A 20,212-nucleotide genomic window follows, 5' to 3' on the forward strand; every position below is an offset into this window, starting at 1 on the left:
GAAATGGAATCGGTCAATCCCAACGTTCACACCGCCGAAAGCGCGGAACACGCCACGCTCGAGCGTCCGGCATCGCCTTCGTCGCCGGTCGGCCCGTCGAGTTCGACGCTGCCCGAAGTCACGGGCGTGACGCGCCGCAGCGCGCTGCCCACGCAGGGCAGCCCGCGCGCGTCGGCCGCCGAACTCGAGGCCGCCGCCAAGCGTTCGCGCACCGAGACGTCCAGTGGCTGGCCGTCGAGCCGCATCGATACGGCGGCCTTCAGCCTGGGCGCCGAATCGTCCAAGAACAGGGCGCGGCCGGCACGCGAGCAACTGTCGTCCGAAGGGCGCGAGATTCCGCCGCTCAAGCCGCAGTCGCTCGGCCACTACTTCTCGCAGGCAGCAGGCAAATGGCCGTCCGCGGACAATCGCGCCAAGCTGCTCGAAGCGATGACGACCAACCTGACCACGCTCTCGACCCTGAGCGCGGCGCCGCAGATCAAGCAGATGCGCCGCGAGCTGACGCTGCACTGGCACGCCCTGTCCGAGCGCGAGAAAAGCGACGTGCTCGACACGGTCGGCGCCGGCAGCAAGCGGCTCGCCGGCAAGCCGAACGTCGCGACGTGGCTCGAACACACGGCCGCCCACATGCCGACCGCGGATGCGGAGCGCCTGCTCGCGGCGTGCGGCACGTCGGCGCGCACGGCCCTCGAAGGGTCGTTCGGGAAGGCGGCCACCGACGAAACGCATCGCGGCGCGGTCCGCGCACGCGATGCCGACATGCGCATGACGTTGCCGCTCGATCACATGTACGACTACAAGGGCTTCTACTGGGACAACGGCCGCAAGGTCGGCACCCTGCCGCCGGACGTCGCGAAAAAGCTCCGGGTGTGCGTGATCGGCGCGGGCCCGGCGGGGATCATGGCGGCCGACAGCCTGAACCGCATCGGCGTGACGTCGACGGTGCTCGAGGCGGAGGATCACATCGGCGGCCGCCTCGCGACGCACCATCGCCAGCTCGACGACGGCACCCAGAGCCCGACCGCCACGCATCCCGGCGGCATGCGTTTTCACACGACGCACGGCAACTTCTACTGGAGCTTCGCGGAGCACTACGAACTCCGGCATATCGATTTCACGAACCCGAGCCAGGTCGGTGCGCTGCTGCTGCTCGAGGAAAGCGTGCGCAAGGCGGAGCCGGGCAAGGAGCCGACCGACCCGGTGTTGAAGCAGGTGAAGTCCGACTTCGACAAGGCGATGGGATCGTTGACGCAGCCGATGCGCGACGCACGGGACGCGGGCGATACGGCGAAATTTCGCGAGTTGTGCGAGGCCGCGAAGAACCGGTTCGATCCGTTCACGTTCAAGGAAGGCGTGGAGCATCTGCTGAAGGAAAACGGCATTCACTGGGACGACAAACACTGGGAAACCTTCGGCGCGGTCGGCATCGGCGTCGGCGGCTACAAGGGCTACTACAACACGGGTTTCCTGGAGGAAATGCGCTTCCTCGTCGACGAACGGCTCGAAAACCACCAGTTGCTGGTCGATGGCGCCGACGAACCGCTCAAGCGCATGATCGCGGATACCGCGGGGCTGCCGCCCGGCCGCCAGTCGCTCGAGGCTCAGGGCGCGATCCGGTTGAATGCGCCGGCCATGGGCGTCGAAAAGACGACCAACGAAACGACCGGCAAGGACGAGTACCGCGTGTCGTGGGAGGAAAACGGCGAAACGAAGACCGAAACGTACGACGAAGTCTTTTTCGCGGCGAGCCCGAAGGTCGCGACGCAACTGGGCCTGACGAAGCAGGGCGAGGGCAGCCTCGTCTCGGCGGAACTCGCCGTGGCGCTGGACAGCGTCAACATCGTCGGCGCGACCAAGATGACGATGACCGTGCCGGCCGACGAGTTCCATCCGGAGGCATTGCCGAAGAACCTGCAGTCCACCGCGGAGTTCCAGCAACTGTATCTGCACGCCCCCGCGAAGGAAGGTGACAACGCAGTGATCTACCTCAGCTACACGCTCGGCGACAACGCGAAGAAGGTCGAGGGCAAGACGAAGAAAGAGCAGATCGAGAACCTGGTCGGCACGCTGCGTGAATCGGCGAAGCGCGCCGAACCCGAGGACGGCGCCAAGCTGCGCAATCTCGCGGACCTGATCGACAAGCACTGGGAAGCGCGCAGTCATTACACGCACTGGACCGAGGTGCCGACCCAAGGCGGCGCATTCAAGATGGACGCGCCGAACGATCTCGACAATACGCGCACGCTGTACGCCAACACGCTGGAGTCGAGCGGGCTGCATTTCATCAACGAGAAGGTGACGGCCGAGGCCGGCTTCGCGAGCGGTCCGTTCGCCGCGGCGATCAACGCGGTGCAGAGCATGGTGAAGCACTACGAGGGCGCGTTGCCCCCGAACTCGCCGTGGGAGCAGCAGATCCTGTAGTCGTGCGCGTGCGGCCGCGACAGGGCGGCAGGCGTCGCGGCCGCACGCGACAAGTGCGTCGAAAACCGGGGTGGCATGACGCGGCAACGACGCCGGAGGAATCGCTTGACACGTCGAAAATGGCTTCTTATATTCGGCCGGACTGAGGCGCCAAGCTCGACGGCGCCTCCGCGGCAACGTTGCCGCGCCACATATGGACGGCTACGAAGCCCCCGAACTTGCGTCGCACGACGCCGGTCCGGGGGCTTTTTGTTTTTCGGGAGAAAAGACAGATGGCGGAATACGGCCCGGCGAAAGGGGATGCGGCGCACGCGCGCGCATTCATGATCGCCTGCGTGCAGATGGAGCCGCGGATCGGTGCGGCGCAGCACAACCTCGCGACCGCGCTCGAGCGAATCGAGACGGCCGCACGCAACGGCGCGGCGCTGATCGTGCTGCCCGAGCTGGCCAACAGCGGCTACGTGTTCGAGGATCGCGACGAGGCGCTGGCGCTCGCGGAGCCCGTGCCCGATGGCCCGACGGCGCGGGCGTTCGAAGCGATCGCGCGGCGCCTGAATGTTCACATAGTGAGCGGCATCGCCGAACGCGATGGCGCGCGGCTCTACAACTCGGCGCTGTTCGCGGGGCCCGGCGGGCATCTCGGCGTGTACCGGAAGCTGCATCTGTGGGACAACGAAAAGCGCTTTTTCGAGCCGGGCGACCGCGGTGTGCCGGTGTTCGACACGCCGCTCGGACGCATCGCGATGGCGATCTGCTACGACGTGTGGTTTCCGGAGACGTTTCGACTGGCCGCGATGCAGGGCGCCGATCTCGTCTGCGTGCCGACCAACTGGGTGCCGATGCCGTCGCAGCCCGACGACCGTCCGGGCATGGCGACCACGTTGACGATGGCCGCCGCGCACAGCAACGGCGTCGCGATCGCGTGCGCGGACCGGGTCGGCATCGAGCGCGACCAGCCGTTCATCGGCCAGAGCCTGATCGTCGGCGGCGACGGCTGGCCGGTCGCGGGCCCGGCCAGCATCGATCGCGAGGAGATCGTCTACGGGACGATCGACGTGGCCCGCACGCGCGCCGGCCGCGCGCTGAACGCGCACAACCACGTGCTGCGCGACCGGCGCGCGGATATCTACGACCCGATGCTCGGCACCGGCTGGCCGGTGTCGCCGCCATGACCGCGTCAGCCGTTGCGTGCCTCACCCGGCGTCATTCACCCGCGATGCGCCGCGATTCACCCCCACTACAAGGAAGCATCATGAGGTCGTTGAACAAGACAATCGCCGCCGCCTTCATCGTCGCGGCATCGATGGCCGCATCGGCGGCCGAGCCGATCCGGATCGGCGTCGCGGTCGGGCTGTCGGGCGCCAACAGCGTCGTCGCGCCGGCCGTCGTGCAGTCGTCGCAACTGGCCGTGGCCGAGATCAACGCGGCGGGCGGCATTCTGGGGCGTCCGGTCGAACTCGTGATCGCCGACGACGGCTCGGGCGCGGTGGGCGCGCAGAAGGCGTACGACACGCTGGTGTTCCAGAAGAACGTCGACGCGATCATCTCGATGGAAACGAGCGCCGCGCGCAACGCGGCCCTGCCGATCGTCGCGCGCGGCAAGAAGCCGTTCATCTATACGTCGTTCTACGAAGGCCGCTCGTGCAGCCCGTGGATGTACGTGAACGGCTGGGTGCCCGAACAGGTGGTCGCGCCGATCGTCGATTACTTCGACAAGCGCCGCGGCGCGAAGACGTTCTACCTCGTCGGCAACGACTACGCGTTCGGCCGCGGCATGCTCGACTTCACGAAGCAGTACATCGAACGGCACGGCGGGAAGGTGATCGGCGAGACCTACCTGCCGATCGACGGCACCGACTGGACGCCGGTGCTCTCGAAGATCCGCGCGGCGAAACCCGATGCGCTGATCAGCGCCACGGCGGGCGGCGCGCCGAACGTCGCGCTCGCGAAGCAGCTCAAGAGCTCGGGCCTCACGCTGCCGTACGGCAACCTCGCGATCGACGAAGGCACGGCCAAGGGCATGGGCGACGTCGCGACCGGCGTGTTCATGACGGCGTCCTACCTCACCGGCATCGATTCGCCGCAGAACCGCAAGTTCATCGCGGCGCTCGACAGCAAGTTCGGCAAGGACGTGAAGACGCCGAACGAATTGTCCGAGCCGCAGTACGAAGCGTTCTTCCTTTACAAGGCGGCGGTCGAGAAGGCGGGGTCGACCGATTCGTCGAAGGTCGTGAAAGCGCTCGGCGAGGTGTCGTTCGACGGGCCGCGCGGAACGGTCGCGATGAACCGCAGCCGCCACGTGCCGCTCGCGATGCGCCTCGGACAGATTCAGCCGGACGGTTCGGTGAAGGTGCTGCAGACGTTCGCCGACGTCGACCCCGGCATGCAGTGCCCGAAGCTCAAGTAGCGCGCACCGCGGCGCACACGGGTTCGCCGGCGGCGAACCTCACCTGAACCAGACCTGAATCGGGAGGCAGACATGGGACTGGCATTGGACATCTGTACGACGGCGGCCGTGCTGTTCATCGTGACCGTCGGCCTGATGGTGATCTTCGGCGTGATGCGGATCGTGAACTTCGCGCACGGCGCGCTGCTCACGCTGGGCGCCTACGCGAGCTTCGTCGTGACGCGGCTGGGGCTCGATCCGTGGGTGAGCGTGCCGCTCGCGATCGCGGTGGGTACGGTGGTCGGCATGGCGGTCGAATGGATCATCGTCCGGCCGCTGTACAAACGGCCGCTCGATGCGATTCTGGCCACCTGGGGGCTCGGCATCGTGATCGGGCAGATCATCGTTATGGTGTTCGGCCGTGAAGTGCAGTTCGTCGAAACGTCGATGAAGGGCGCGGTATCGATCGCGGGCACCGAATACTCGGCCTACCGGCTGGTGCTGGTACCGATCGCGCTCGGGCTCTGCGCGGGATTGACGCTGCTGCTGTCGGGCACGCGCTTCGGCGTGAAGACGCGGGCCGTCATCATGAACGAAGGTCTCGCACGCGGGCTCGGGATTCATTCGGGCCGCATCCGCTTCGTCACGTTCGCCCTCGGCGCGGCGCTCGGCTCGCTCGCCGGCGCGCTGATCACGCCGTTGTCGAGCGTCGATCCCGACATGGGCGTCGGGTGGATCGTCAGCGCGTTCATGCTGGTGATGGTGTCGGGGCATTCGATGACGAGCCTGCTCGTCACGTGCATCGTGTTCGGCGCATGCCAGGTGCTCGTCAGCACGTTCGTCAGCCCGGTGCTGGGCGGGCTGACGATCGCGGTGCTCGCGGCGCTGACGCTGCGCATCCGACCGCGGGGGTTCGCTCATGGCTAAGGTCGACGCCTCGTTCGAGCCGCATCGCGCCGATTCGACGGCGCAGGGCGCGCGTGCACCGCGTGCGCACGCGTGGCGCGGCCTCGCGATCGTGGTCGCGGTGGCGGCCGTGCTGCTGGTCGCCGGTCCGTTCGTGTTCGGTGCGTATTTGCTGAACGTCCTGATCCAGGCGTTCTTCTTTTCGATCGTCGCGGTGACGGTCGACCTGTTGTGGGGCTATACCGGCTACCTGACCTTCGGCCAGTCGGCGTTCTTCGGCATCGGCGCGTACGCGGCCGGGCTCGTGTTCACGCACGGCGGTTTTTCGGCGCCGCACGCGCTGCTCGCGATCGGCGCGGCGCTCGCCGCGACGGCGGCCGTCGCCGCGGTGTTCGGCTGGCTGTCGTTCTATCGCGGCGCGTCGCCGTTCTTCGCGACCGTGATGTCGCTGGTGCTGCCGATCGTGCTGACGCAATCGCTGCTGTCGGGCGGCGAATGGACCGGCTCGAGCTCGGGGCTGACCGGCTTCGAGACCTTCGACCTGTCGCTGGGCCAGTGGTACGGGATCGCCGGTGCCGCGCTGCTGGCCGTCGCGGTGCTGGCCTGGGTGTTCGTGCGCAGCGATGGCGGCCGCCTGCTGGTCGCGATCCGCGACAACGAGGCGCGCTGTGCGTATCTCGGCATCGATACGTCGATCGTCAAGATCGTGCTGCTGGTCGCGACCGCGATGATCGCCGGGCTCGCCGGGTTCGGTTACGGCGCGTTCAGCGGCGTGGTCGCGCCCGAGCTGTCCGGTTTCGTGCTCGGCACGCAACTCGTCGTGTGGGTGGCGCTCGGCGGGCGCGGCACGTTGTGGGGGCCCGTGCTCGGTTCGTTGCTGATCAACGTCGCGACGGCCTACCTGAGCGGGAGCATGCCGTTCGCGTGGCAACTCATTCTCGGCGCCGCGTTCGTCGTCGTGATCGTGCTGCTGCCGAAGGGCCTCGTGCCGCTGCTCGCGCGGCCGGTGCGCCGCTTCATCGCGAGCGGACGGCCGTTGCCGGTGCTCGTGGAGCGGCCGGTACGCGCACGCGACGCCGCGGCCGGCACCGCGCCCGCGCTGGACATGCGCGCGGTCGAGCGGCATTTCGGCAGTCTCAAGGTACTGCAGGGCATCGACCTGCAGGCCGGCGGCGGCGAGCTGGTCGGCCTGATCGGCCCGAACGGCGCGGGCAAGACGACGCTGATGCGCTGCATGAGCGACGGCGCCGAGCGCTCGTCGGGCACCGTCGCACTCGGCGGCACGGAGATCGGCCGGATGCCGCCGGAGCGCTGCGTGCGGCTCGGCCTCGGCCGGAAGTTCCAGAACGCCAACGTGTTCGACAGCCTCACCGTGGCCGAATGCCTGCGCATCGCCGGCACCCTCGTCGAGCGGCCATCGCTGGTGCGTTCCGCGACGACGCTCGCGCTGCCGCCGTACGCGCTGGAGGTGATCCGGGCGACGCGCCTAGATCGCAAGCTCGATGCCGTCGCGAAGGATCTGTCGCACGGCGAGCAGCAGGCGCTCGAACTGGCGATGGTGCTCGCGCTGGAGCCGCGCATCGTGCTGCTCGACGAGCCGACGGCGGGGCTGACCAAGGTCGAGCGCACGCAGATCGGCAACGTGCTCGCGGCGCTCGCGCACCGGTACGGGCTGTGCTGCCTGCTCGTCGAGCACGACCTGGATTTCGTCGCGGAAGTCGCGACCCGCATCGTCGTGCTGCATCAAGGCAGGATCGTGATGCAGGGCAGCTTCGCCGACGTGGTGGCGTCGGAACTGGTCCGAACCATTTATGCCGGCAGCGCGCAGGGCGGCGCCGCGGCCGTGCGACAGGAGGCGCCATGAGCGGGATTGCGCTCGACGTGAACGCGGTCACGAGCGGCTATCGCGATGCGATCGTGCTGCGCGGCCTGACGATGCGCATCGCCGCCGGCGAGGCGGTGGCGCTGCTCGGCAAGAACGGCATGGGCAAGACGACGCTGCTGAAGACCATCATGGGCTACCTGCCCAAGACGGGCGGCTCGATCCATGCGCACGGCGCGGACATCACGCGGCTGCCGCCGCACCGGATCGCGCGTGCGGGGATCGCCTATGCGCCGCAGGAGCACGCGCTGTTCCACGACCTGAGCGTGCGCGACAACCTGAGGCTCGGGCTGGCGCAGGCATCGACGTTCGACGAACGTTTCGCCGAGATCGAACCGGTGTTTCCGGTATTCGCGAGCCGGCTGAAGCAGTACGCGGGAACGCTGTCCGGCGGCGAGCAGAAAATGCTGCTGGTGGCACGCGCGCTGATGATGCGGCCGTCGACGATCCTGCTCGACGAAATCACCGAAGGCCTGCAGCCGTCGGTGATCGACCGGCTCGCCGACGTGTTGCTGTGGGAGCGCGAGCGCCGCGGCACGACCTTGCTGCTGATCGAGCAGAACGTGCCGTTCGCGCTGAAGGTCGCCGATCGCTATGCGGTGCTGAAGCAGGGCGCGCTGATCGACGACGGCGATGCGAAGGCGCCGTCGGCTGCCGCGTCGGTCTTCGCGCACCTGCGGGTCTAGGGTCTGCTTACACACGGAACGCACATGCACGAAACCGGTTTTTATCGCCCGCGCTCCGCGCTGCAGATGCTGGCGCGAATCGACGGTGCGCACGCGGAGCGCAGTCGCGCGATGCACGACGCGTTCGCGCGGATCGACGCTGTCGAGGCGTCGGTCCGCGCGCTGACGGCGGTGGTGTCGCGGGAGGCCGCGCTGGCGGCGGCCGGCGCGGCGCACGGGCCGCTGGGCGGCTTGCCGGTCGTCGTCAAGGACATCTTCGACACGCAGGCATTGCCGACCTGCCACGGTTCGCCGATCTATGCGCGGCACCGGCCGGCCGCCGACGCGGCCATCGTCACGATGCTGCGGCGCGCGGGCGGTGTCGTGATCGCGAAGAGCGTGACGAGCGAGTTCGCGTACATGGCGCCGACGGTCACGCGCAATCCGTGCGACCCGGGCCGCACCGCGGGCGGCTCGTCGTCGGGATCGGCGGCGGCGGTCGCCGCGGGCTACGCGCCGTTCGCGATCGGCTCGCAGACGGGCGGCTCGACGATCCGTCCCGCGTCGTTCTGCGGAATCGCCGGCTACAAGCCGACCGTCGCAATGCTGCCGACCGCCGGCATGAAGGGCTTCTCGTGGACGGCCGACACCGTCGGCCTGTTCGCGGCGACGGTGCGCGACGTCGCGTACCTGGGCGCGGCCCTGGCCGCGCGGGACCCGCGAACCGTCGACGCGGCGCCGCTCGAAGGCCCCGTGTTCGGCGTGCCCGAGTCGTGGCCGTGGACGCAGCCGTCCGACAACGCGTGCGCGGTGCTCGACACGGCGATCCGCGCGATCGAGCGGGCGGGCGCCCGCGTGCGCCGCGTGCGCTTCGCGCCGTGGATGGCGCGCATGACCGATGCGCACGAGACGATCCAGCGTTACGAGGCATACCGGACGCTGGGTTTCGAGTACGATCGTCATCGCGACGCGTTGACGCCGATGCTCGCGACGTTTCTCGAGCGCGCGTCGCAGGTGGATACGGCGAGCTATCTCGCCGCCTGTGCCGAACTCGCGGCCGCGCGCGACGCACTCGGCGGCTGGTTCGACGGATTGAGCGCGCTGCTGACACCCAGCGCGCCCGACGAGGCGCCGGACGGCCTCGCGTCGACCGGCGATCCGGCATTCAACCGGAACTGGACCCTGCTCGGCGCGCCGTGCGTGAACGTGCCCGGCTTGCGCGGCGCGCGCGGCGCGCCGATCGGCGTGCAGGTGATCGGCCCGCGCGGCGACGACCTGCGCTGCCTCGCGGCGGCGCGGTTCGTCGAGCAGGCGATCTCGGTCGCGTAAGCGGGCGCGTGCCGGCACGATGAGCACGGACACTGGAGGAAACGACATGCAGGCGAAGTCGCAGCAGTCGTCGGGACAGTCGGGCGCGGATGCCGGATGGCGCATCGGCGTGCTGTATTCGCGCACGGGTGTAACGGCGGCGACCGAATCCGAGCACTTTTTCGGCACCGTGCTCGCGATCGAGGAAATCAACGCGGCGGGCGGCGTCGACGGACGCCCGCTCGACCCGGTGGTCTACGATCCGCGCGGCGATCCCGACGAATATCGTCGGCTCGCGTCGCGCCTGATCCAGGACGACGACGTCACGGTCATCTTCGGCTGTTCGACGTCGTCGAGCCGCAAGGCGGTGCTGCCCGTCATCGAGCGCAACAATGCGCTGCTCTGGTATTGCTCGATCTACGAGGGCTTCGAATATTCGCCGAACGTGATCTATACGGGGGCGGTGCCGAACCAGAACAGCATGCAGCTGGCGGCCTATCTGCTGCGCAACCGCGGGCGGCGTTTCTTCCTGGTGGGCGCCGACTACATCTACCCGCGCGAATCGAACCGCATCATGCGCGACATGGTCGAGCAGCACGGCGGCGAGATCGTCGACGAAATCTACCTGCCGAACGACGCCGATCCGGAAGCGCTCGCGGAGGTGGTTCGCCAGATTCGCGCGGCGCCGCCGGACGTCGTGTTCTCGACGCTGATCGGCCGCAGCGCGCGCGCGTTCTATCGGCTGTATCGCGAGCACGGCATCGATCCTGCCCAGGTGCCGATCGCGAGCCTGACGATGACCGAGGGCGAGACGCGCATGATCGGCCCGGAACTGTGCGGCCACCATATCGTGTCGGCCAGCTACCTGAATACGCTCGATCTCGACGGCAACCGGCGCTTTCTCGCATCGTGGCGCGCGCGCTTCGGCGAGCAGCCCGCGAGCATGTGGTCGGAGATGGCGTACAACCAGGTTCGCCTGTTCGCGCTCGCGCTGGCGCGCACGCGCAGCCTCGACACGGCGAAGCTGGTCGACGCGGTGCACGACGTCGAATTCGATTCGCCCGAAGGCATGCTGCGCATCGACCGCGACAACAATCATGCGATCCTCACGCCGCGCATCGCCGTGTGCCGGCCCGACGGCGCGTTCGACATCGTTTGGGAGGGGAGCGGGCCCGTCAAGCCCGATCCGTACCTCGTGTCGTACGGATTCGCCGAGTTCTGGCTCGATGGAGAACGGCCATGACCACGTGGGCGCATCGGCTGTTCGACGATCTGCGCACGTTGCGCGTGCTGGTGATCCATCCGCCCGGCGAGGATCGCAACGTGCTGGTCGAGCAACTGGGCCGGATCGGCTGCCCGGTGACGGTGCTGTGGCCGTTTCCCGCGCAGTTGCCCGACGATGCCGATGCGGTGTTCTTCCTGGTCGGGCCGGAGACGCGCCGCGCGGGCAACTGGTGCGCGGCCGACACGCGGGCGACGCTGATCGCGCTGGCGGACTATGAAAACCCGACCGTGCTGAAGATCCTCGTCGATACGCAGGCGCACGGCGTCATCACCAAGCCCTATCGCTCGACGGGCATCCTGAGCACGCTGGTGCTCGCGCGCGCGTCGTCCGGCTATCAGCAGCGGCTGCAGAGCAAGATCGGCAAGCTCGAGGACGCGATCAAGGCGCGCCGCCACATCGAGCGCGCGATGCGCATCCTGATCGAATCGCACCAGTTGAGCGAAAACGACGCTTACGAACATCTCCGCTCGCGTGCGACCCGCCTGCGCGTGACCGTCGGCGAAGTCGCGACGATGGTGATCGACGCGCACGAGGCAATGGAAAAACTCGGCCTCGACAAACCCGCCCGATCCTGATCGAAAACGGCAGTACATCGCATACGGCGAGCGGGCGGGCGCCCCGGCTGCGGCCGGCGCGGCGCGAATCGTAACAGATTGTCAAAGATTGTCTTCGCGCGTTGTCCGGCTGGCGAGAATGACTTCAACGCAGGCCGGTTTGCTGAAGCATTTCGTTGAGTTCGATGCGGTTGTAGGTCGCACGTAATGCATCGCGCGCGGTGATGGCATTCCGGGCGACGAGTTGCGCGAGGCTTTCGTTGAGCGAGCGGGACATGTTGTCCTCCTTGCGCCGGACGAATTCCGCGAGCATCGGGATCTTCGACGGATCGGTGAGGAACGCGCTGATCTGCTGATTGTGGTTGAACAGCAGTTCGCTGGCGAGCACGAGCTGATCGCCGCTTTCGCTGGGCACGAGGCTCTGGCAGATCACGCCGATCAGCGCGTTCGCGAGCGATGCCGAATGACGTTCGCGCTGCTCGGCGGGAAAGAACGAGAGCAGGCGCGTGACGGTGGTGAGTGCGCTGCCGGTATGCATGGTCGCGAATACGAGGTGCCCCGATTCGCTGGCCTGCAGCACGGCCTCGGCGGTTTCGATGTCGCGGATCTCGCCGACCATGATCACGTCGGCGCGCTCGCGCAGCACTTCGCGCATGCCGGCGGAGAAGCTGCGGGTGTCGGTCGGCACCTCGCGCTGGGAAATGATCGACTGGTGGCTGTCGAGCGCGTATTCGATCGGCTGCTCGATCGTGACGATATGGCAGTTGCGGGTGCGGTTGAGATGGTCGAGCAGCGACGCGATCGTGGTGGTCTTGCCCGAGCCCGTGACGCCGGTCACGAGCACGAGCCCCATGCTCGCGGTCTCGATCGTCGAGCGGATGTACGCGGGCAGGCCGAGCTTGTCGAGCGGCAGCGGGGCGAGCGGCAGGCGGCGGATCGAGATGACGGTCTTGCGGCCGTTCGACGTGCGGTAGACGTGCGCGCGCAGGCGGCAGCCGGTCAGCACGAACTGGCGATCGATCGCGCCGTCGCGCAGGCGATTGTCCCAGTCGTCGTCGACGGCATCGAGCATCGGCGCCATTTCGTCGAGCATGATCGGACCGCCTTCGGTCTCGACCCAGCCGCGCGGCGTCTTGATCATGATGGGCCGGTCCTGCTCGATGTGCAGGTCGGTGAAGAAGCGGCGCTGATCGACGAGGTCGAGGATCTCCTGGGTCAGGTCGCGCGGTTCGGACGGGTGACTGTGCATATCGTGTGTCGATTGCAGCGAAGGGGGTAACGCGATCCTCGCAGGCCGCCGCGCGATTGTCCAGCGCGGCGGCGGGGACGCGGCAACCGGCAGGCAAATCATCGGGCGTCGGCGACGCCCTGGCTGGAGGAACGACCTGAATGCGTACGTTGAAGGCATGCATGGTAGCGCTCTGGATGGTCGGAGGCTGGGGGGCCGCGCATGCGCAGGCCACCGGCCCCGGCGGCACGGCGCTCGACGATCAGGTTTCGGTGGCCGGCGAGGCGCACGATACGCCGCGCGTCACGACGCAGGGCGCGGGCGTGCCGTTGCGCGCCGCGCTGCGCAGGATGGTGCCGGTCACGTACAGCATCAACCTGCCGAATGCCGGCGCATGGGCGGCGACACCGGTGTCGTGGAGCGCGGGCCATTCGCTCGCGCAAACGCTGCGCGAGATGCTCGCGGGGCATCCGGAGCTCGCCGCGCAGGTCGACACCGATTTCCAGCTCGTCACCGTCCGTTACCGGCAGCCGTTCGGCTCCGATACGGTGGGTGCGCTGATGCCGCCGCCGGTTGCGCCGATGCCGTCCGCGACGCTGCCGGGCGGCGTGGCCGACGGCGGCTCCGCGCCGGGTGTCGTGGCCGGCGGCCCGATCGGCGGCGCGGCGCCCGCGAGCCCGATGCCGGATCGCGCGGGCCCGGCCGGCAAGCCCGGCGCGTCGCGGCTTGCCTCGCGGCCGTCGGCGCCCGGCGCGTCGCGCGCCTCGGCGGCGACGCCTGCGGACGCGCGCCCGGCGACTCAGGCCGACCGCACGCCGGACACCGAATTGCCGCTTCCGGGCGCGCGCGGCGGCGCGGCCGATCGTCATCCGGTCGCGGGCGCGCTGCCCGCCGGCGCGGGGCCGTTGCCGCCGCCGGCGCGGACGTGGCGCATCGAGCTGTCCGATCGCACGGTGCGCGGCGCACTCACGCGCTGGACCCAGGAGGCGGGCTGGCGACTGATCTGGGAAGCGCCGGTCGATTTCGCCGTCGACGCGCCCGCGACTCTGACCGGCACGTTCGACGAAGCGCTGCAGTCGGTGATCGGCGCGCTGTCGGCCACCGACGCGCCCGTGCAGGCGATTCTCTATCGAGGCAACAAGGTGCTTCGCATCGTTGAAAAGGGAGCCGGTTAATGCGCCATCTCGCGATCACTCTCGCGCTCGCCGCGACCCTGACGGCCGGCTGTACCGGCCTGTCGGAGAAATTGTCCGCCGCCGTCGACCACGATCACGCGCAGTCGAAGCAGGCGATCGATGCCGCGTTTGCCGGCGACGTCCGCCCGCGCTCGGGCGCCGACAGCGTGATCGTCAAGGACACGCTGTGGCTGTCGGGCACGACGATCAAGCTGAATCACGCGGACGTGCTGCCGCCGGTGTTCCTGCAGCCGGCCACCTTCGACAGCGACGTCGGCTCGCTGGCCGAATTCTCCGAGCGCATTTCGCGGCTCACGCATATCCCGACGCGCGTCTCGCCGAACGCGACCGGCGATGCGCCGGCGAGCGCCCGCGGCATGTCGACGCCGGTGCTCGGCAACGTGCCGCCTCTGCCGCCGTTGCCGACGTTGCCGGGGCTTGACGGGTCGCGCGGCGGCGCGCCCGGCGCGAACGCGATCGCGGGCCTCGCGGCGCCGACCCACATTTCGTATCGGCATGGCGACCTGCGCGGCCTGCTCGATGCCGCCGCCGCGCGCTTCGGCGTCTCGTGGAAGCTGGTGAACGGCGCGATCCTGTTCTATTTCACCGACACGCGCACGTTCCAGGTCAACGCGATTCCGGGCGACGCATCGGTCGACGCGCACGTGATGAGCGGCGCGACGAGCGACAACCTCGGAGGCGGCAACACGTCGGCGGGCGGCTCGGGTGCGAATTCGAACCAGCCGAGCGTATCGGCCACCAATACGGCCAACACGGTGGTCAACTCGCAGCTGTCGGTGTTCAACAGCCTGAGCGCGTCGATCAAGGCGATGCTGTCGCGCTATGGCGGCGTGGTGTCGTCGCCGGCGACCGGGTCGATCACGGTCACCGACACGCCGGACGTGCTCGATCGCGTCGGGCAGTTCATGGAAGCGCAGAATCGCTCGCTGTCGAAGCAGGTGCTGATCGACGTGACCGTGCTGTCGGTCGACCTGTCCGACGACGACAGCTACGGCATCAACTGGCGCGCCGTCTACCAGGCGCTCGGCACGTCGTTCTCGCTCGCGAACACGTTCTCGACGACCGCGACCAATCCGGTCTCGTTCACCGCGCAGGTGATCACGCCGAACAGCCGCGCGTCGGGCACGCTCGCGATGATCAGCGCGCTGTCGCGCCAGGGCAAGGTGCGGCGCAAGACCTCGGCGTCGATCACGACGCTCAACGATCAGCCGGTGCCGGTGCAGGTGGCGACCCAGCAGGGCTACCTGGCGTCGGTGTCGACGACCAATACCGCGAACGTCGGCTCGCAGACGGCGCTGACGCCCGGCACCGTCACGACCGGGTTCAACATGACGCTGCTGCCGCACGTGCTCGACAACGGCACGGTCCTGCTGCAGTTCTACACGAACATCTCGGCGCTGCTGGAGCTGAAAACCATCGAGAGCGGCGGTCAGAAAATCCAGACGCCGCAGATCGACACGCGCAATTTCCTGCAGCGGGTATCGATGAAATCGGGGCAGACGCTGGTGCTGAGCGGTTACGAGGCATCCAACGACAACCTCACGAAGTCGGGCATCGGCACGCCGAACAATTACGCGTTCGGCGGCGGATACGACGGCGCGCGCGACCGCCAGGAAATCGTGATCCTGATCACGCCGATCATGATGAACGGCGCCTGACGCGCGCGAAACGGATTCCGCCATGGCCACTCACGTCATCCAGATCGGGCATCAGCGTTTCGTCTGCGGGCTGTTCTGGCAGTCGCTGTCGCGGCGCCACGAATTGCGCAAGGAGGCGATCGAACTCGGCAGGAAGCTCAGCTTCGACCTGATGGTGCTGCGCATGGATCGCAGCGTCGCGGCCGCGGGGTTCGCGAATGCCGGCGACGGCGTGCAGTCGGGCGTGGCGTCGCTCGGCATCGTCGTCGCGAAGGCGATCGCGAAGCAGGGTGCGTTCTACAACGGCCGTCAGCAGCCCGCGCCGAACTGGCTGGGCGCGTTCAGGCTGCCCGACGGACGCTGGGCCTTTTTCGCGATCCGCGACGGCTCGTTCTTGCCGAACGGCGATTTCATCGGGTCCGCCGACGAGGTGTTCGAGCGGCTGAACTCCGACTACGCGCTCGGCGGCTGGAACACCGTGATCGGCGACCCCGAGATCGAGCCGATGGGGTTCCACAATTTCTACGCGCGGCGCATCGACGACCTGCTCGACAGCCGGCGCGGCCGCGTGCGGGCGCCGCAATGGACCCGCCTGCGTCCGGTGCGGCGCGGCCTGCCGTGGCAGGCGCTCGGGCTCGCCGCGGGCGTCGCGGTCGCGGCGACGGGCGTGTCGGTCTGGTATGCCCATCACCGTGCCGCCGAGCAGCGCGAGCGGGACCGCGCGCTCGCGCTGGCGCGTGCGGGCCTGCGCGCGGGCGCGTCGGGGCCCGCCACCCACCCGTGGGCGAGGTTGCCCGATCCCGGGCAGTTCGCGCAGGCATGCCAGCGGCATTTCGCGCTGCTCGCGCCGGGCGGCTGGACGCTCGATCGCTATGTGTGCGACCCGCAGGGCGTGCAGTACGCGTGGTCGCGCAACGGCTCGACGGTCGCGCTGCTGCTCGCGGGTGCGCCGTCCGCGCAACTGGATGCGAGCGGCGAACACGCGTCGTTCAGCGAACCGTTCGAGATGGGCACGCCGCGCGACGAAGCGTTGCTGCCGGGCGCGGACCTGAAGGCGGCGCTGCTCGCGCGGTTCCAGGCGATGAACGTGCCCGCGACGCTGTCGCCGGTCGCGGCGCCGCAGCAGGACGCACTCGCGCCGGTGGGCAGCACGCCGCCGCCGTGGCATCAGTGGCGCTTGCTGGCGCGGCTCGGCGGCTTGCCGCCCGAACAATTCACGCCGCTGCTGAGCGCGGCCGGCGTGCGCCTTGTGAAGTTGACCTACCAGGCGGGCGACTGGTCCGCGGAGGGAGTCGTCTATGCGAATTGATACGAGATCGTGCGCCCGTGCCGGGCTGATCGTCGCTGCGCTGATCCGGGCCGGCTGCGCGTTCGCCGCCGCGTCCGAGCCGGCCGCGACCGTGCCGAAGGCATCCGCGGGCGTCGCGGTGGCGAAGCCGCTTCGCGCTGCCCCCACGACCGGTGCCGCGCAGGAGGCGCCGCCCGCCGGCTGGTCGAGCGGGGCCGCCGCGCAACTGACGCGGCTCGAGGAGCAGACCGTGTTGCTCAAGGCCGAGATCAGGAAGCTCGACGCGCAGGCCGAAGTCGCGCAACGCACGGCGGCGCTGGCCCGGCTCGGCAGCGCGGCGACGATCGACCCGGTCGCGCAGAACGTGCGCGTCATCGCGATCGAGGGCTTCGGGCATCGCTATACGGCGATCGTGCAGACCGGTATCGGCGAGCGTTTCGACGTCGCGTCCGGCGACGAATTGCCGAACGGCATGAAGATCGTGTCGATCGGCGCGAACGAGGTCGTCGGGCGCTGGGGCAACGGGCAGAAGATGCGCATGGTGCCGGTGCTCGCGTCGCGCAGCGGCGCGGTGTTCAACGGCGGGCCGAACCCCGCCGCGAACGGCGCCGCCAATACCGGTGTGGCGATGGGCGGCGGCGCACCCGCCGGCACGCTCGTGCCCGCCGCCGATCCCGCGGCGGCGGCGGCCGGTTTGCCGCCCGCGTACCAACCGGCCCAGTAGCCAGGCGAGGCTTCCGATGAGCTCACTTCGATTGGGGCGCCCGGGCGCCGCGGCGCCGCAGCGGGGCGCCGCCGGCGCCGATACCGCGCATCCGTTGTCCGGCGAAGGCCCGTGGGCCGCGAGCGCGGAAGAGCGCAAGCTGCTGTGCCTGCTCGACGACGGCCGCCTGCTGATCGCCGAGGGCCACGAACTGAGCCCGTACGTGCTGTCCTATCGCGCGCGGCTCGACCGGCTTCGCCATCATTACCGGATGCAGGCGGTCGGGCTCGACGAGGTGCGGCGCGCGTACGAGGGGATGCGCTCCGACGGCACCGGCGAACGCGTCGATCACACGGCGATGCAGATCCTCGCGAAGGAACTGATCGCGCACGCGTGCCGCGAACGCGCGTCCGACATCCACATCCGCGTGAAGCGCTTCAGCACGGAGATCCTGTTTCGCATTCACAACGAGCTGGTGCGCGTGAGCGAGCAGACCCGCGAGCAGGGCGCGCGCCTGCTCGCGACGCTCTATGCGGCGATGGCGAGCGTCTCGGACAACACGTACAAGCCGCACGAACGCCAGGACGCGGCGATCGGCGACCGCGACAAACTGCCTGCCGAGCTGTTCGGCGTCCGCATTGCAACGGCCCCCACCAGCACCGGCAACGTGATGGTGCTGCGACTGCTCTACAACGATGCGGGCGATTCGATCGACCTGCGCCTGCTCGGATTCTCCGATGCGCAGGCCGCGGAGATCGACGAATTGCGGCGCCTGCCGCACGGCATGAACATCATCAGCGGGCCGACGGGCTCGGGCAAGTCGACCACGCTGCAGCGCGTGCTGGCCGGGCAGATCGCCGAGACCCACGGGTCCGTCCACGTCATTACCGTCGAGGATCCGGTCGAGTATCCGATCGCGGGCGCGGTGCAGACGCCGGTCGTCAACGCGCCGACGGAGGAAGCACGCTCGCTGGCGTTCGCCGGCGCCATCGCCAACGCGATGCGGCTCGACCCGGACACGATCATGATCGGCGAGGTGCGCGACCGCGCTTCCGCGCAAAGCGCGTTGCGCGCATCGATGACCGGCCATCAGGTCTGGACCACCGTCCATGCGAACGGCGCGCTCGCGATCATCGACCGGCTCGTCGATCTCGGCCTGCCGCTCGCGATGGTGACCGACGAATCGCTGATCACGGGGCTCGTCAGCCAGCGCCTCGTCAAGCTGCTGTGCCCGCATTGCAAGCAGCGGCTCGCGGGTTCGCCACAACAGGACGACGCGTTGGCGGCGCGCGTGCGCCGCGCGGTCGGCGCGTCGTTCGACAAGGTCTTCGTGCAGGGGCCCGGCTGCGAACATTGCAGTGGGCGCGGCACCATCGGCCGTACGGTCGTCGCCGAGGTGATCCGGCCGGATGCGCGGTTGTTCGCCTATCTGCGCGAGGGCGACAAACAGGCGGCGCGCGCATATTGGCTCGACGAGCTCGGCGGGCGCACGACCGTCGAGCACACGATCGAGAAAGTCGCCGCGGGGCTGGTCGATCCGCGCGCGGCCGAACGCATCGTCGGCCCGCTCGTGGCGCGCAACGAGCCGGTGCGGCTGCGTCCGGTCGACACGACGGAAGGCCGGCGCGGGCACCCGGGCGGCGCGGTCGCGGGAGCGGGCCATGAATCTTGATCCGCACCTGCGGTGGGCCAAACTGCAGGCGACGCCGCAAGCCCGCCTGCGGCACTATCGCAAGATCGAGAAGATGCTCTCGAACGGCCTGCCGCTGCTGAAGGTGCTCGAGGAACTCGAACTGCGCGCGTCGCACGACGGACGCAAGCCGACGCTGCCCGAAGCGATCCTGTTCGGCGAATGGCGCCGCACCGTGCAGAACGGCGGCAGCCTCGCGGAGGGGATGGACGGCTGGGTGCCGCAGGCCGAACAGATGATCGTGCTGGCGGGCGAGCAGTCGGGCCGCCTCGAAGGCGCGCTGCGCTCGGTGACCGGCATCGTGACGTCGGGGCGGCGCATCCGCAACGCGATCGCGCAGGGCCTCGCGTATCCCGTCGCGCTGCTCGCGATGATGCTGGCCTATCTCTACCTGTTCGGCGCGCGGCTCGTGCCGCAATTCGCGGCGATCGAGGATCCCGAACGCTGGCACGGCTCGGCACGCCTGCTGTACGACCTGTCCGTGTTCGTGCAGGCGTGGCTGCCCGAATGCCTGATCGTCGTCGTCGTGCTGGTCGCGCTGCTCGTCTGGTCGATGCCGCGCTGGTCCGGGCGCCTGCGCAGCCGCTTCGACAATTACGCGCCGTGGTCGCTGTACCGGCTGATGGTCGGTTCGAGCTTTCTGACCGCGTTCGCGTCGATGCAGGCGGCGGGCTTCACCGTCGAGAAATCGCTCGCGCAACTGGCCGACCATGCGAAGCCATGGCTGCGCGAGCGTATCGACGACACGCTGTTCGGCGTGAAATCGGGCTTGAATGTCGGGGAGGCGATGCGCATGAGCGGGCACCGGTTTCCGTCGCAGGAAATCGTCGACGACCTGTGCGTGTACGCGCAATACAAAGGCTTCGCCGAGTCGCTCAAGACGCTCGCGGACGAATGGATCGAAACGGGCGTCGAGCGGGTGTCCGCGCAAATGCGCGTGCTCAACGGCGTCGCGATCGTGGCGATGGCGATCATGCTGGGGATGCTGATCGTCGGGTTCTTCGGCATCCAGCAGGAACTCGCCACGATGAGCAGGGCGATGCATTAGCGGTACTCCGGTCAA

16 protein-coding genes are annotated in these 20,212 nt (G+C 68.8%); 15 read left to right on the plus strand and 1 reads right to left on the minus strand.

The annotated features are described in order from the left end of the window. Window positions 1-3 precede the first annotated feature (3 nt). The 9 genes from QZM72_RS08165 (at window position 4) to QZM72_RS08205 (ending at window position 11,428) form a co-directional block, all read left to right on the plus strand. The gene (locus QZM72_RS08165) at window positions 4-2,421 is read left to right on the plus strand and encodes an FAD-dependent oxidoreductase (protein WP_301737784.1); all 2,418 of its coding nucleotides are present in this window, start codon (window positions 4-6) and stop codon (window positions 2,419-2,421) included. 272 nt (window positions 2,422-2,693) lie between these two features. Then, on the plus strand, window positions 2,694-3,593 hold the full coding sequence (locus QZM72_RS08170; protein ID WP_301737785.1) for a nitrilase family protein: 900 nt from the start codon (window positions 2,694-2,696) through the stop codon (window positions 3,591-3,593). Window positions 3,594-3,673: 80 nt separating this feature from the next. Next, window positions 3,674-4,828: a substrate-binding protein gene (locus tag QZM72_RS08175; RefSeq protein ID WP_089469842.1), complete on the plus strand. Its 1,155-nt coding sequence runs from the start codon at window positions 3,674-3,676 to the stop codon at window positions 4,826-4,828. A 72-nt stretch (window positions 4,829-4,900) separates the two neighbouring features. Continuing rightward, window positions 4,901-5,734: a branched-chain amino acid ABC transporter permease gene (locus tag QZM72_RS08180; protein WP_301737786.1), complete on the plus strand. Its 834-nt coding sequence runs from the start codon at window positions 4,901-4,903 to the stop codon at window positions 5,732-5,734. Further along, a complete protein-coding gene (locus QZM72_RS08185; protein ID WP_301737787.1) occupies window positions 5,727-7,577 on the plus strand; it encodes a branched-chain amino acid ABC transporter ATP-binding protein/permease in 1,851 nt (616 codons plus the stop codon). The genes QZM72_RS08180 and QZM72_RS08185 overlap by 8 nt, the downstream gene beginning before the upstream one ends. Then, complete coding sequence (locus tag QZM72_RS08190; RefSeq protein ID WP_089469839.1) at window positions 7,574-8,281, plus strand: ABC transporter ATP-binding protein; 708 nt, start codon at window positions 7,574-7,576, stop codon at window positions 8,279-8,281. Before QZM72_RS08185 ends, QZM72_RS08190 begins: the two co-directional genes overlap by 4 nt. A 24-nt stretch (window positions 8,282-8,305) precedes the next feature. Next, the gene (locus QZM72_RS08195; protein ID WP_301737788.1) at window positions 8,306-9,589 is read left to right on the plus strand and encodes an amidase; all 1,284 of its coding nucleotides are present in this window, start codon (window positions 8,306-8,308) and stop codon (window positions 9,587-9,589) included. Window positions 9,590-9,635: 46 nt separating this feature from the next. Next, window positions 9,636-10,811 carry a transporter substrate-binding domain-containing protein gene (locus QZM72_RS08200; RefSeq protein ID WP_089469837.1) on the plus strand — a complete coding sequence of 392 codons (1,176 nt, stop codon included), beginning with the start codon at window positions 9,636-9,638 and terminating at the stop codon, window positions 10,809-10,811. Next, entirely contained in the window at window positions 10,808-11,428 is a 621-nt protein-coding gene (locus tag QZM72_RS08205) for an ANTAR domain-containing response regulator (RefSeq protein ID WP_301737789.1), read from the plus strand. The genes QZM72_RS08200 and QZM72_RS08205 overlap by 4 nt, the downstream gene beginning before the upstream one ends. Window positions 11,429-11,552: 124 nt before the next feature. Here the strand turns inward: QZM72_RS08205 and QZM72_RS08210 are convergent, their stop codons facing one another. After that, window positions 11,553-12,656, minus strand: coding sequence for a type IV pilus twitching motility protein PilT (locus QZM72_RS08210; RefSeq protein ID WP_301737790.1), 1,104 nt, complete (start codon window positions 12,654-12,656; stop codon window positions 11,553-11,555). A 161-nt stretch (window positions 12,657-12,817) separates the two neighbouring features. Here QZM72_RS08210 and QZM72_RS08215 point away from each other — a divergent pair, with 161 nt between their 5' ends. From QZM72_RS08215 to QZM72_RS08240, 6 genes are read left to right on the plus strand one after another with little or no spacing between them, the layout of a single operon-like run. After that, entirely contained in the window at window positions 12,818-13,810 is a 993-nt protein-coding gene (locus QZM72_RS08215; protein WP_301737791.1) for a TcpQ domain-containing protein, read from the plus strand. Then, entirely contained in the window at window positions 13,810-15,489 is a 1,680-nt protein-coding gene (locus QZM72_RS08220) for a PilN family type IVB pilus formation outer membrane protein (protein ID WP_089469836.1), read from the plus strand. Before QZM72_RS08215 ends, QZM72_RS08220 begins: the two co-directional genes overlap by 1 nt. A gap of 22 nt (window positions 15,490-15,511) precedes the next feature. Continuing rightward, entirely contained in the window at window positions 15,512-16,777 is a 1,266-nt protein-coding gene (pilO2, locus tag QZM72_RS08225; RefSeq protein WP_301737792.1) for a type 4b pilus protein PilO2, read from the plus strand. Then, complete coding sequence (pilP, locus tag QZM72_RS08230) at window positions 16,767-17,480, plus strand: type IV pilus biogenesis protein PilP (protein WP_301737793.1); 714 nt, start codon at window positions 16,767-16,769, stop codon at window positions 17,478-17,480. Before pilO2 ends, pilP begins: the two co-directional genes overlap by 11 nt. A gap of 16 nt (window positions 17,481-17,496) precedes the next feature. Then, the gene (locus QZM72_RS08235) at window positions 17,497-19,131 is read left to right on the plus strand and encodes a GspE/PulE family protein (protein WP_089469833.1); all 1,635 of its coding nucleotides are present in this window, start codon (window positions 17,497-17,499) and stop codon (window positions 19,129-19,131) included. Further along, entirely contained in the window at window positions 19,121-20,197 is a 1,077-nt protein-coding gene (locus tag QZM72_RS08240; protein ID WP_012339980.1) for a type II secretion system F family protein, read from the plus strand. Before QZM72_RS08235 ends, QZM72_RS08240 begins: the two co-directional genes overlap by 11 nt. Window positions 20,198-20,212: the final 15 nt, after the last annotated feature.

Origin of the sequence: Burkholderia sp. AU45388 (assembly GCF_030481585.1) — a bacterium.
GTDB classification, from domain to species: domain Bacteria; phylum Pseudomonadota; class Gammaproteobacteria; order Burkholderiales; family Burkholderiaceae; genus Burkholderia; species Burkholderia sola.